General features: G+C 73.1%; 10 protein-coding genes. 3 read left to right on the top strand and 7 right to left on the bottom strand.

The window, feature by feature from the left end:
- Positions 1-11: 11 nt before the first annotated feature.
- Positions 12-758 (bottom strand): TetR/AcrR family transcriptional regulator, encoded by a 747-nt coding sequence (locus HNR25_RS04675; protein ID WP_184633495.1) that lies wholly within the window; start codon positions 756-758, stop codon positions 12-14.
- Between the two features lie 170 nt (positions 759-928).
- On the opposite strand from HNR25_RS04675, the gene HNR25_RS04670 reads away from it, so the two are divergent.
- Positions 929-1609, top strand: a complete 681-nt coding sequence (locus HNR25_RS04670; protein ID WP_184633494.1) for a class III extradiol ring-cleavage dioxygenase family protein — start codon at positions 929-931, stop codon at positions 1607-1609.
- 244 nt (positions 1610-1853) lie between these two features.
- Here HNR25_RS04670 and miaA read toward each other — a convergent pair whose 3' ends face one another.
- Positions 1854-2783: a tRNA (adenosine(37)-N6)-dimethylallyltransferase MiaA gene (miaA, locus tag HNR25_RS04665; RefSeq protein WP_184638830.1), complete on the bottom strand. Its 930-nt coding sequence runs from the start codon at positions 2781-2783 to the stop codon at positions 1854-1856.
- A gap of 161 nt (positions 2784-2944) precedes the next feature.
- On the opposite strand from miaA, the gene dapF reads away from it, so the two are divergent.
- On the top strand, positions 2945-3769 hold the full coding sequence (gene dapF, locus HNR25_RS04660; RefSeq protein WP_184633493.1) for a diaminopimelate epimerase: 825 nt from the start codon (positions 2945-2947) through the stop codon (positions 3767-3769).
- Positions 3770-4134: 365 nt separating this feature from the next.
- On the opposite strand, the gene HNR25_RS04655 is transcribed toward dapF, so the two are convergent.
- The 5 genes from HNR25_RS04655 to aceB all read right to left on the bottom strand — a co-directional run bounded on the left by HNR25_RS04655 (position 4135) and on the right by aceB (position 11169).
- Complete coding sequence (locus tag HNR25_RS04655) at positions 4135-4995, bottom strand: hypothetical protein (protein WP_184633492.1); 861 nt, start codon at positions 4993-4995, stop codon at positions 4135-4137.
- Between the two features lie 287 nt (positions 4996-5282).
- Positions 5283-6623 carry a (Fe-S)-binding protein gene (locus HNR25_RS04650; RefSeq protein ID WP_184633491.1) on the bottom strand — a complete coding sequence of 447 codons (1341 nt, stop codon included), beginning with the start codon at positions 6621-6623 and terminating at the stop codon, positions 5283-5285.
- Positions 6624-6666: 43 nt separating this feature from the next.
- On the bottom strand, positions 6667-7926 hold the full coding sequence (locus tag HNR25_RS04645) for an FAD-binding oxidoreductase (RefSeq protein WP_184633490.1): 1260 nt from the start codon (positions 7924-7926) through the stop codon (positions 6667-6669).
- A gap of 34 nt (positions 7927-7960) precedes the next feature.
- Positions 7961-9424: an FAD-linked oxidase C-terminal domain-containing protein gene (locus HNR25_RS04640; protein ID WP_184633489.1), complete on the bottom strand. Its 1464-nt coding sequence runs from the start codon at positions 9422-9424 to the stop codon at positions 7961-7963.
- 140 nt (positions 9425-9564) lie between these two features.
- Positions 9565-11169 (bottom strand): malate synthase A, encoded by a 1605-nt coding sequence (gene aceB, locus HNR25_RS04635; protein WP_184633488.1) that lies wholly within the window; start codon positions 11167-11169, stop codon positions 9565-9567.
- Between the two features lie 391 nt (positions 11170-11560).
- On the opposite strand from aceB, the gene hflX reads away from it, so the two are divergent.
- Positions 11561-13051, top strand: a complete 1491-nt coding sequence (hflX, locus tag HNR25_RS04630; RefSeq protein WP_184633487.1) for a GTPase HflX — start codon at positions 11561-11563, stop codon at positions 13049-13051.
- Positions 13052-13185 lie beyond the last annotated feature (134 nt).

Here is a 13185-nt window from a genome sequence, read left to right as displayed (position 1 = left end):
TCCTTGGGGCGTCAAGTCCGCTTCTGTTCGGCGATCTCTTCGTGGAGGCGGGTGAGGAGGTGTTCGAACTGGCCGACGACCTGCGGTGCGGCCGCGCGGACCGCGGCGGGGCCGGGCTCGGAGGCTTCCAGGGAGGCGCGGACGATGTGGGCGATCATGGCGGCGTCGCCCTCGGTGCCGGTTCCGGTGAGCATGGAGTCGGTGGCGGGTTCGGCGGCGATGTAGCCGAAGAGGATCCGGAAGTAGGCGCTCATGTGCCGGTCCGGCGGCGTTCCCGGCTGGAGGAGGCCGTGTTCGTGCAGCGTGTGGAAGTACTCGGTCATCACGGTGATGCGGACCCGCATGAACGCGCCCAGTTCGCGGACGCCGCTGGTGATCAGGGATCCGAGGGTTTCGCTGTCGCCGACGAGCATGGCCCGGGCGACAGGGTCGTCGGCGACCATGAGGTAGTGGGTGCGCGCTACTGCGCTGGGCCGGATCCGTTCGGGATCGGCGCGGAACCCCTGGATGAGCCGTTCGAGCATGGCCGCCTGGGCGCGCATCAGCACGGTCAGGAACAGCAGTTCCTTGGTGTGGAAGTGCAGGTAGACGGTTCCTTTGCCGACGTCGGCGCGCTTGGCGACGTCATCGACCGTGACGCGGCGGTAGCCCCGGGAGACGAGGAGCTCGCCCGTGGCGTCGAGGATGCGCTCGGCGCGCGCGTCGCGTTCGGCGCCGGGGGCGTGCGGGGCGGCCGCGGTGCGGTCGGGCTGGGGCACGTCGTACTGCTCCTGGTCTCACGGGCGCTTGTCGGTGACTGTGTGACCGGATTCGAAATCCGGTCACACAGTCATGTTCGTACGGTAGCCGCCGCACCGGGGCCCCGCAAGGACGCTCGGCGCGGAGAATCCGCCCAGACCCGGCCCCGGCGGGCGGTACCCTCGCGCGTGTGCTGATCGCCGCGGCCGTATGCCCCCATCCGCCTCTGCTCCTGCCGCAGGCCGCCCAGGGCGCCGCCGGTGAGATCGCCGGCCTGCGGGCGGCCTGTGAGCGGGCCGTGGCGGGTCTGGCCGTCGGCGGCGCCGACACCGTCGCGGTGGTGGGATGCGGCGACGCCGACCGGGAGCACGGACCGGGCAGCGCCGGAAGCCTGCAGGACTACGGCGTGCCCGTGCGGGTCGGTTCGGGGCCGCCGCAACTCCCGCTGTCGCTGACGGTGGGGCGGTGGTTGTGCGAACGGGTCGGCCTGCGCCCCGACCGCTACGCGGAGGTTGCGGCCGCGGCCGCAACCCGGGAGTGCGGTCGGCGCGGCGCCGAACTGGCCGCGGCCGCCGACCGGGTGGCGCTGCTGGTCATGGGCGACGGCAGCGCTCGCAACGGCGAGCACGCGCCGGGCACCGCCGACGAGCGCGCCCCCGGCTTCGACGCCGCGGTGGCGCGGGCGCTGGCCGCTGCCGACACGGCGGCGCTGGAGCGGATCGCTCCGGAACTGGCCGCGGACCTCATGTGCGGGGGACGGGCGGCCTGGCAGGTGCTGGCGGGCGGGGCCGCGGGCGCTGGGCTGCGCGGCGACCTGCTGGCATACGAGACGCCCTACGGTGTGGGCTATTTCGCGGCGCTGTGGACCTGATCCCGGCCGTTGAGGGTGAGGTGGTCGCAGCCGGCCGCCCGATCGGCCGCGTAGCCGAACCCGGGTCAGAAACGCGCCGGTGGCCGGGATGTCGGAACTGGCGACGTCGCTCCGAACCGGCGTTCCGGGCCCGGACGCCGCGCAGCCGCGCAGTGTGCCCGCCTGCCACAGGCCGAACTCCGCGCCGGCGGGGCCGCGGGGCCGGTGGCGGCCGGGCGGACCGGTTCGGCGGCCGGAGGGCGCATCAGCCGGGCTGCGGTGCGGAGGGGGCGGCGCGGACCAGTTCCAGCGCGCGCCCGGTGAGGTCGGGGTCGTCGTGGTCGAGCCAGTGCACGCGCGGGTCGCGGCGGAACCAGGACTCCTGGCGCCGGGCGAAGCGGCGGGTGGCGCGCACCGTCTGCACGCGGGCCTCCTCTTCGTCCCACTCGCCCTGCAGGTAGCGCAGCACCTGGGCGTAGCCCAGCGCCCGCGACGCGGTACGGCCCTCGGCGAGCCCGCGGTCGCGCAGGGCGCGCACCTCCTCGACCAGGCCGGCGCGCCACATCCGGTCCACGCGCATCTCGATGCGGGCGTCGAGTTCGGGGCGGGGGACGTGCACGCCGATCTGCACGCAGGGATAGCGCGAGGTGTGCTCCGGCAGGGTGGCGGTGAAGGGCCGCCCGGTCAGCTCGACGACCTCCAGCGCGCGCACGATACGTCGGCCGTTGCCGGGCAGGATCGCCTCGGCTGCGCGGGGATCGTGCTCGGCCAGGCGCGCGTGCAGCGGCGCCGGGCCGCGTTCGGCCAGTTCGGCCTCCAGCCGGGCGCGGATCACCGGGTCGGTGCCGGGGAAGTCCAGTTCGTCCAGCGCGGCGCGCACGTACAGCCCGGACCCGCCCACCAGGACGGGCGCCGCGCCGCGGTCCCGCAGCTCGTCGATGCGGGCGCGCGCCAGTTCCTGGTACTCGGCGACGTTGGCGGTGCGGGTGACGTCCCAGATGTCGAGCAGGTGGTGGGGCACGCCGCGGCGCTCGCCGGGGGTGAGCTTGGCGGTGCCGGTGTCCATGCCGCGGTAGAGCTGCATGGAGTCGGCGTTGACGATCTCGGCGCCGCCGGAGGCCGCCCCGAGGCGCAGCGCCAGCTCCACGGCGAGGTCGGACTTGCCGGCGGCGGTGGCGCCGACGACGGCGATCACCGGGTCGCGGGCACCGTGCTGCCGCCCCTCCACTGCCTGTTCCTCCTCGCGCGGTCGCCGACTGCGCCGCCGGCCGGTGCCGGCGGGTTCCGCTTCCAGTGTGGCAGCGGTCGAGGGCGATGCGCTCCGCGCCCTGCTCGGGCCGCCGTAGGATGAGATCCATGCGATTCGCCAAGGGGCACGGCACCGAGAACGACTTCGTGATCATCCCCGACCCCGACGGGGTGCTGGACCTGGACCCCGCCGCGGTGGCGGCGCTGTGCGACCGCCGCGCCGGCATCGGGGCCGACGGGGTGCTGCGGGTCGTGCGCACCGCCGCCCTGGGCGAGGCGCTGACCGGCCCGGCGGCCGCTGCCGCCGAGTGCGCGTGGTTCATGGACTACCGCAACGCCGACGGAAGCGTAGCGGAGATGTGCGGCAACGGGGTGCGGGTGTTCGCCCGGTACCTGGCCGATCGGGGCCTGGTCTCGGGCACGGAGCTGGCCGTGGGCACCCGGGCCGGGGCGCGCCGGGTCGTGCTGGAAGACGACGGCGAGGTCACCGTCGACATGGGCCGCGCCGAGGTGGTCGGTGAGGGAAGCGCGGTGCTGGCCGGTGGAACCGTCACAGGCACCCGCGTGGACGTGGGAAACCCGCACCTGGCCTGCCGCGTGGACAGCAGCCCGGCTGAGGTGGACCTGAGCGGGCGGCCGCAGTTGGCCCCCGGGGAGTTCCCCGACGGCGCCAACGTCGAGGTGTTCGCCGAGACCGCTCCCGGGACGCTGGAGATGCGCGTCAACGAGCGCGGATCGGGCGAGACCCGCTCCTGCGGCACGGGTATCGTCGCGGTCGCGGCGGCAGCGACCCCGCCCGGCCGGGACGCGACCTGGCGCGTACGCGTCCCCGGCGGCGCGTGCACCGTCGTCCTCGGCGCAGACGGCGCCCGCCTGCGCGGCCCCGCGGTCATCGTCGCCGAGGGCGAGATCCTGATGGAGCTGGGGGTGTAGCGGCGCCCTGGGGCCGTTACCGGTTTCTCAGGAGACGATTCGGTCGGCGGTGGCGAAGGCGCCCGCGGCGGCGGCGCGCTGGAGCCGGATGACGAACGTTTCCGGGCACGTGCAGGCGGTGACACGGGCGCGGTCGTCCTGGAAGGCGCTGATGCCGCGGGTGTCCAGTACGTAGAGGACGGCCTCGGCCGTGCCCCTGGTCTTGGCTTCCGCTTTGGTCGTGCAGAAGAATTCGGCGGAGGTTTCCGGAGCGTCCCCGGTCCCGACCGGGGACAGGAGTTCGGCCCGCTACCCGACTCCGCCGACGTACCTGCGGTACCTGTCGGCGGCGCTTCTCATCAGCGCTCCGTCGCTGTCGGACCGGTTCAACGGAACAGTTGGCTGGTGGAGGTGGCGGTGAGGGCGCGGGTGAGCCAGGTGGTCAGTGTGTTCTCGCATGTGCAGGTCAGGATGTGGTTGCGCTGCTCGTCGGACACGTCGATGCCGCGTTCTGCGAGTACGGTGAGGATCGCTTTGGCTTCGCCGCGTGCTTCGCCGCGTGCTTCGCCTTCGCTGACGTACCTGCGGGCGAATTCGCTGCGGTACTTCTCGGCGGCGTCCGCCATCAGTTCCTCCCAGGTGCTCAGGGCCGCCGGCGGCAGCGCGGTGACTACGAAGTCATAATAGAGCCCGAAGGTCTCCTGGGGCAGCACCTCCAGCGCTTCGAAGCAGGCGAGAAGCGTCTTGATGTTCTCTCCGCCGTGCGCCACGGCCGAGAGGAGGGCGATCTCCGGCATCTCCCGCGCCTCCTCCGGTGAGGTGACCACCGGCACCTGCTCCGGGCCCAGAACCAGCGGTACCAGGCAAGAGTCGGGATTGCCCAAGGGGATGGGTTCGGCGGCCCAGGAAGCCGTGGCATCGTCCCCGCAGATCACCAGCAGCGCCGTGGGACACTCCAGGCGGGCGCGGACGGTGGCGACATAGACGGGCCAGGAGTAGCGTTTGCGCTCGTCGTCACGGCGTTGGACCTCGACCACCGCCGCCATCCGCACGGCGCCTGCGCGGGAGAAGGTCACCACGGCGTCGGCGCGGTAGTCCTTGGGCTGAATGTCGGGGCATTCGGTCGCCGACAGTTCGGCCCGGTCGTGGTCGGGGACATCGAAGCCGAAGGTCTCCAGCAGCCGGGCCGCCAGCTCGGGGCGGTTGCGCAGGAACTCCAGCGGCATCTCGTGCTGTGTGCTGGGCATGACGGAAAGTTATCGGCGCGTGCCCGGCTCCGCCGCCGTTTCCGGCGATTTCCCGGTGATGCGCAGGGGCGGCCGGTCACCTGTTGTGTCCGATACCCGGCGGTTCGGCGTCCGCACCTGGCGCTACGTCTGTGATCGGGAGGCTAGAGACTGGTGTCTTCGGCGATGACCTGCGCGGATCACTCTGGCCGGGTGACGCGGCACAGCGCGTGCGGCGCTGGGCGGGCACCGCTGCGCGTCGCCTCGGGACGGGCCGAAACCGGGTTTGGACCGTCGGTCGCCGCAGTTCAGCGGGTCAGCAGCGTCGCCGGATCCAGGCCCCGGATGGAGGCGTCGAGTATCTGGGCGGTGTGGGCGACGGAGATCGGTGCGCCGCTGCGCTCCATGGCCGAGGCGATTTGCAGGGTGCAGCCGGGGTTGCCCGCCACGAGCAGTTCGGCGCCGGTGGAGCGCACGTCCTCGCTCTTGCGGTCGCCCAGCTCGGCGGCCGGCTCGGGGCGCAGCAGGTTGTAGACGCCGGCCGATCCGCAGCAGATCTCCGGGTTGGGCAGGTCGGCGACCTCCAGCTCCGGGATCGCGCGCAGCAGCTCACGCGGTTGAGCGGTGACGCCCTGGCCGTGGGACAGGTGGCAGGCGTCGTGGTAGGCCGCACTCAGCGGCAGCGGATGGCGCGGCGCCTGCGGGCCCAGGCGGACCAGGTACTCCGACAGGTCCACCACGCGCCGCGACAGCTCCTCGGCGCGGCGGACCTCCGCGGCGTCGGCGCCGGCCTCCTCCAGCAGCCGACCGTAGTGCTTCATGGTGCCGCCGCACCCGGCCGAGTTGACCACGACGGCGTCCACGCCGGCCTGGGTGAAGGCGGCGACAGTGGCGCGGGCGAAGCCGGCGGCCTCGTCGGCGCGCCCGGCGTGCGCGGACAGCGCCCCGCAGCAGCCCTGGTCGGGCGGGATCACCACGTCGCAGCCCTCACCGGCTAGGACGCGTGCCGTGGCGGTGTTGACCTGCGGGAAGAAGGCGCCCTGGACGCACCCGGTGAGCATGCCCACCACCGCGCGGCGCCGGCCCCGCGCCGGGACGGTCTCGGGCAGGTGCGGTACGGGCCCGGTCAGCGGCGGTGCGACGCGTTCCATCGTCGCGAGCGCGGGCGAGATCCGCTCCAGCACCCCCGATCGGCGCACTACCCGGTCGAGCCCGGTGGCCTGGTAGGCCTTCAGCGGGCCGCGCAGCAGCTCCAGTCGCCTGCGGTGGGGGAACAGCGCGAAGACCGCGGAGCGCAGCAGCCGCTCGGCGGGGGAGCGGCGGTGCTCCTGTTCCACGGTGGAGCGGGTGGATTCGATCAGGGCGTCGTAGGCCACCCCCGAGGGGCAGGAGCTGACGCAGGCCAGGCAGCCCAGGCAGTTGTCGAAGGCGCTGACGGCGGCCTGGCTGAGCACGTCGTCCTCGCGCATCTGGCCCATCAGGTGGATGCGCCCGCGCGGGGAGTCCGGCTCTTCGCCCCACAGCACGTAGGTGGGGCACGTGGGCAGGCAGAACCCGCAGTGCACACAGTCGCCGAGCAGCTCGTCGAAGGATCGGGCGCCTTCGCGGGCGCTGTCGTGGGCACCGGGGGAGGGATCGCTGTCGGTCACGGTTTCGTCCTACCTTTCCGCACGGTGTGGCCGGATCGCCGCGTCAGATCCCGCCGGTGAACCGGCCGGGGGCCAGCAGGCGGTGGGGGTCGAACCGCTGTTTGACGGCGCGCATCAGATCCAGCCCGGGAACGTCGCCCCAGCGGTCCGGCTCGGCGCCGTCGTCGGCGAGGCCGGGTGCGGCCCGGGCGACGGTGACGGCGCCGTCGAGGCCGGCGCGCAGGCTGCGCGCCACGGCGCCGACGGTCGCGGCGCCGGCAGCGGCCGGCAGGGCGGCGAAGAGCACGCCCGCGCCCGCAGAGCCGCTGACGGCGGCGGTGGTGTGCTGCTGCCGGGCGGCTTCGTGCGCGCAGTCGGCTGCCCGGGCGGCCTCGCCGATCGGAACCGAGATCTTGATCAGGGTGTCCTCGGGGCCGCCGGGCAGCGCCCCCCAGTCAGGCCCGGGGGGCCCGTGGGCCACGGCGGCGCCGCCCATCAGCCCGGCCACGGTGTCGGCGCGGGCGTCGATGCCGCCTTCGGCGCCTTCCACCAGCACGCTCAGGGTCAGCGGACCGTCGGGGGGCCGGTCGAGCTCCACGGCCGCGGGCACGGTCCCCGATTCCAGGACGGCGCGGGTCCAGCGCCGGGCGGTCTCGGTGTCGGGGGCCGCGGCGGACACGGTGCGCTGCGCCTCGGGCCGGGGGTGGAGCCGGAACGTGACCGAGGTGGTCAGGCCCAGGGTCCCCAGGGCGCCGGTGTGCAGCTTGCCGAGGTCGTAACCGGCGACGTTCTTGACGACGCGGCCGCCGGAGGACGCGGTGACACCGTCGGCGCGCACCGAGGTCATGCCGATGATCAAATCGCGCAGCGGCCCGTGCAACAGGCGGCGGGGCCCCGACAGGCCGGTGGCGACGGCACCGCCGACCGTGCCGCCGGCCACGAGCGGGTCGAGGGTGAGGCGCTGCCCTGCTGCGGCCAGCTGCGCTTGCAGGTCGGCCAGCGGGGTTCCGGCGCCGGCCCGGACGACGAGGTCGCCGGCGGCGTGCTCGACGGTGCGCAGGGCGGTGGTCTCCAGGACCAGGTCGACCCGGTCGGGCGGGGCGCCCCAGTCGCCTGCGGTGCCGTTGCCGCGCATGACGGTGGCCAGACCCAGCCGGTGGGCGGCGGCCAGCAGGTCCGCCGCCGCGGCGGTGTCGGGCGGGCGGGCCACGTAGCGGGGGACGCGCCCGCCGACGGCGTCGGCGGGCGCGGCGTCGCGCACCGCGGCTCCGCTCGCGCCGAGCGCCTCGGCCGCAGGCGGAGTGGCGGTCTCGTCTGGTGTCACCGGTGTGCTCCCGCGTCGTGGGCATGGGTGCGCATCAGAACTGCTCCGCCGCGCCCTCGGCGACCAGGGGGTGCACGCCGGTGCGCACACCGGGCCGCTCGCCGCACAGCCGCGGCGTGGGCAGCAGCTTGTCGGGGTTGGCGATGCCGCCGGGGTCGAAGGCCGAGCGGAACAGGTTCATGGTCTCCAGGTCGGCGGGGGAGAACATCTCCGGCATCTGGCAGGCCTTGTCGGCGCCGACCCCGTGTTCGCCGGTGATGGAGCCCCCGTGCTCGATGCACAGGTCCAGGATTCTGCCGGAGACGTCGGCGGCGGTGTCGGCGGCTCCGCGTGCGGCGTCGTCGAACAGCACCAGCGGGTGCAGGTTTCCGTCGCCGGCGTGGAAGACGTTGGCGACGCGGATTCCCGACTCGGCCGACAGTTCGGCGATGCGGCGCAGGACCTCCGGGAGGGCGGTGCGGGGCACGACGCCGTCCTGGACGATGTAGGCGGGGCTGATGCGGCCCACCGCGGCGAAGGCGGACTTGCGGCCCTTCCAGATGCGGGCGCGCTCGCCGGCGTCGGCGGCGGTGCGGATTTCGAAGGCGCCGGCGTCGCGGCACAGCCGTGTGGCGTGGTCGAACTGGGCGTCGACGTCGGAGGCGGGGCCGTCGAGCTCCACGATGAGCACTGCGGCGGCGCCGGGCGGATAGTCGCAGGCCACTGCGGCCTCGGCGGCCTCGATGGACAGCGCGTCCATCATCTCCACGGCGGCGGGCAGCACTCCGGCGGAGATGATGGCCGATACGGCGGCGCCGCCGGCGTCCATGGAGCCGAAGGCGGCCAGCAGAGTGCGGACCTTCTGAGGGGCGGGCAGCAGCCGCACGGTGATCTCGGTGGTGATGCCCAGGGTGCCTTCGGAGCCGACGAAGGCGCCGAGCAGGTCGTAGCCGGGCGCGTCGGCGGCTTTGCCGCCCAGCCGCACGATCTCGCCCTGGGGGGTGACGATCTCCAGGCCGGTCACGTGGTTGACGGTGAATCCGTATTTGAGGCAATGGGCACCGCCGGAGTTCTCGGCGATGTTGCCGCCGACCGAGCAGACCTGCTGGCTGGAGGGGTCGGGGGCGTAGTAGTAGCCGTGCGGGGCGGCGGCGCGAGTGACGTCGAGGTTGGCGACGCCGGGTTGGACGACGGCGCGCTCGCCGGCGGGGTCGATCTCCAGGATGCGGCGCATCCGGGAGGTGACGATGAGGACGCCCTGGCTGTGGGGGAGCGCGCCCGCCGACAGGCCGGTGCCGGCGCCGCGCGGCACGAACGGCACCCCGGACTCGGCGCACAGCCGGACGACGGCGGCGACCTGTTCGGTCGCGGTGGGCAGCACGACGACCCCGGGTGTGCCGGCGTGGTAGGTGAGTCCGTCGCTTTCGTAGGTGCGGCGGCGGTCGGGGTCGGTGACGACTCCGTCGTCGCCGCAGATTTCGCGCAGCCGCGGAATCAGCGCGGTGACCGGTTGCGGCATCGGGCGTGCCCTCCCCGTGCTCGGCCGCCGCGGCGTGCCGCCGCGGACGGGTCCGTACTCTCTCCCAGGTTCCCGTACGGGGGCAAGAGCGGCCGGGCGCGGCGCGGATACCGTGTGCGTCCGCGCCCGGCCGAGAGGCCTCAGGGCATGCGCTCGTAGGCGGGCAGCGTCAGGAAGTCGACGTACTCGTCGGCGAGAGCGACCTCGGTGAACAGGTCGCGGGCGCGCTCGAACAGGTCGGCGTCGTAGGCGGCGCCGTGCTGTTCGCGGATGGCGGCCATCTCCTCGTCGACGATGCTCAGCACGAGCTCGCGGGTGACGGCGGAACCGTCGTCGAGGATGACGCCGTTGTGCAGCCACTGCCAGACCTGGGAACGGGAGATCTCGGCGGTGGCCGCGTCCTCCATCAGGTTGTGGATGGCCGCGGCGCCGGTGCCGCCGATCCAGGAGGCGAGGTACTGCAGGCCGACGTTGATGTTGGCGCGCAGTCCGCCTTCGGTGATGCCGCCGTCGGCGGAGTCGACGGCCAGCAGGTCGGCGGCCTTGACCGCGACGTCTTCGCGCTTGCGCTCGATCTGGTTGGGCTTGTCGCCCAGGACGCCGTCGAAGATCTCCTTGGCGACGGGGACCAGGTCGGGGTGGGCCACCCAGGAGCCGTCGAAGCCGTCGCCGGATTCGCGCGACTTGTCGTCGCGGACCTTGGCCAGCGCGCGCTCGTTGACCTCGGGGTCGCGGCGGCTGGGGATGAACGCGGCCATGCCGCCGATGGCGTGGGCGCCGCGCTTGTGGCAGGTGCGCACGAGCAGCTCGGTGTAGGCGCGCATGAACGGGGCGGTCATGGTGACGGCGTTGCGCTCGGGCATCAGGAAGCTGCGCCCGCGGGTGCGGTGCACCTTGATGATGCTGAAGAGGTAGTCCCAGCGCCCGGCGTTGAGGCCGGCGGAGTGCTCGCGCAGTTCGTAGAGGATCTCCTCCATCTCGAACGCGGCGGGGATGGTCTCGATCAGCACGGTGGCGCGGACGGTGCCGCGCGGGATGCCCAGCTGCTCCTGCGCGGCGACGAAGATGTCGTTCCACAGCCGCGCCTCAAGGTGGCTTTCGAGCTTGGGCAGGTAGAAGTAGGGGCCCTTGCCCTTGTCGAGCTGGCGCTGGGCGCAGTGGAACAGGTAGAGCGCGAAGTCGACGATGCCGCCGGAGGCGCGGTCGCCGTCGACGAGGATGTGCTTTTCGTCCAGGTGCCAGCCGCGGGGGCGCACGACGATGGTCGCGAGTTCGGCGTCGTCCTTGAGCGCGTAGGACTTGCCCTCGGGGGTGGAGAAGTCCACGGTGCGGTCCAGCGCGTCGCGCAGGTTGAGCTGGCCGCCGATCATGTTCTCCCACAACGGGGTGTTGGCGTCCTCGAAGTCGGCCAGCCACACCTTGGCCCCGGAGTTGAGCGCGTTGACCGTCATCTTGCGGTCGGTGGGGCCGGTGATCTCCATGCGCCGATCGGTGATTCCGGGTGCGGGAGGGGCGACCTGCCAGGAGTCGTCCTCGCGGACGCCGCGGGTCTCGGGCAGGAAGTCCAGATCGGCACCCGCGGAGATCTGGTCCTGGCGGCGGGTGCGCGCGGCCAGCAGCTCCTGGCGGCGCCCCTCGAACCGCCGGTGCAGGTCGGCGATCAGCGCGAGGGCGTCCTCGGTGAGGATCTGGTCGAAGCGGTCGTGCATGGGGCCGGTGATCTCGACCCCGGTGGTGGCGGCCATCGGAATCCTTCCACGAAGCGAAAAAAAGTTCTGTTATGTGGAATTGACGTTACTGGTGGGTCCGATCCTGGTCAACGCCGCGCGCGTCGCGCGTGCGGGCAGTCCTTCCGCACGCGGAAAGGTCGGTGCTTTTTGCCGGCGGTGCGCCCATGCGGGCCTCAGCGCTTCCCCTGCCCAGATCCGGACCCGGCACTCCGCCGACACGCCGCAGACGCCGCGCGGTCCGGCCGCCCGCACCCGCGTGGCGCCCTCTGCGGCGCCGTGTACAGCGGCGCCGTCGCGAACCGGTGCGCCCTCGGTGAAATGGGGGTGCCCCCGAGCGCTGCGGCGTGCAACCATCGTTCAGCGGGAACAGGCTCCCGCGGCCTGGCGTTACACCCACCGGAGGGATATGAATACTTTCGTTGATCGCGGTTCGCTCGACTCCGCCGAGAGCATCGCCGCGGAGCCCGCCGACCGCGCGGCCGCACCCCGGCCCTACACCGCTGAACACACCGTGGAAACCAGGCCGCCCGAACAGGGAGAACTCGAACTCGCCGAGCGCAATGCGCTGCGCCGCGTCGAAGGGCTCTCCACCGAGCTCACCGACGTCAGCGAGGTCGAGCAGCGTTCGCTGCGCCTGGAGCGCGTCGTGCTGATGGGCGTGTGGACCAGCGGTACCCAGCAGGACGCCGACAACTCGCTGATCGAGCTCAAGCACCTCGCCGAAACCGCAGGCGCGGCGGTCCTCGAAGGCATGACCCAGCGGCGCCGCAAACCCGACCCCGCCACCTACATCGGCCGCGGCAAGGCCGAGGAGTTGCGCGAGGCCGTCGAGAGCACCGGCGCCGACACCCTCGTCTGCGACGGCGAACTGGCACCCGGCCAGCTGCGCCAGCTTGAGGACATCGTCAAGGTCAAGGTCATCGACCGCACCGCGCTCATCCTGGACATCTTCGCCCAGCACGCGCGCAGCCGCGAAGGCAAAGCCCAGGTCGAACTCGCCCAGCTCAGCTACCTGGTGACCCGGCTGCGCGGGTGGGGCACCACGCTGTCCCGCCAGGGCGGCGGCCGCGCCGGCGGCGGCAACGGCGGCGTCGGGCTGCGCGGCCCCGGTGAAACCAAGATCGAGACCGACCGGCGCCGCATCGGCGCCCGCATGTCCAAGCTGCGCCGCCAGATCGCCCACATGGCGACCTCGCGCGACGTCAAGCGCGACAAGCGCCAGACCCGCCAGGTGCCGGCCGTGTCCATCTCGGGCTACACCAACGCCGGCAAGTCCAGCCTGCTCAACCGGCTGACCAACGCCGGGGTGCTGGTCCACGACGAGCTGTTCGCCACCCTCGACCCCACCGTGCGCCAGGCGCGCACCCCCGACGGCCGGGCGTTCACGCTCAGCGACACCGTCGGGTTCGTCCGCCACCTGCCCCACGAGCTGGTCGAGGCGTTCCGCTCCACGCTGGAGGAGGTCGCCGACGCCGACCTCATCCTGCACGTCGTCGACGCCTCGCATCCCGACCCCGAGCAGCAGCTCTCCTCGGTGCGCGAGGTCTTCGCCGAGGTCGGCGCCGGCGACGTGCCCGAGGTCGTGGTCCTCAACAAGACCGATGCCGCCGACCCGCTGGTGCTCAAGCAGCTGCAGTCCAAGGAGCCCCAGGCCGTCGAGGTCTCCGCGCATACCGGAGACGGCGTCGACGAGCTGATCGCGACCGTGTCCGGGGCGCTGCCCGACCTCGACCGCGAGGTCCGGGTGATGCTGCCCTACGACCGCGGTGACCTGGTATCCCGCGTCTACGAGGAAGGCCGCATCGTCGACCAGGAGCACACCGGGGAAGGCACCCGGATGCACGCCTTCGTGCCCCGAGTGCTCGCCGGAAAACTCGACGGGTACGCGGCGGCCTAGCTCGCCGCGCGACACCGCGCCGGACCGCGTCGAACGGCGGAACCCCCTCCCGGGGTTCCGCCGTTGTCGTGGGTGGCGGGTGAATCGGCGGGCGCAGAGGTGTACACGGCCTCGGCGGATGAACTACGGTTTTA

It is taken from the genome of Streptomonospora salina, from assembly GCF_014204715.1.
In the GTDB taxonomy this organism is placed as follows: domain Bacteria; phylum Actinomycetota; class Actinomycetes; order Streptosporangiales; family Streptosporangiaceae; genus Streptomonospora; species Streptomonospora salina.
Note: the sequence above shows the minus strand (reverse complement) of the source record. Positions and strands in the feature narration are given on the sequence as shown.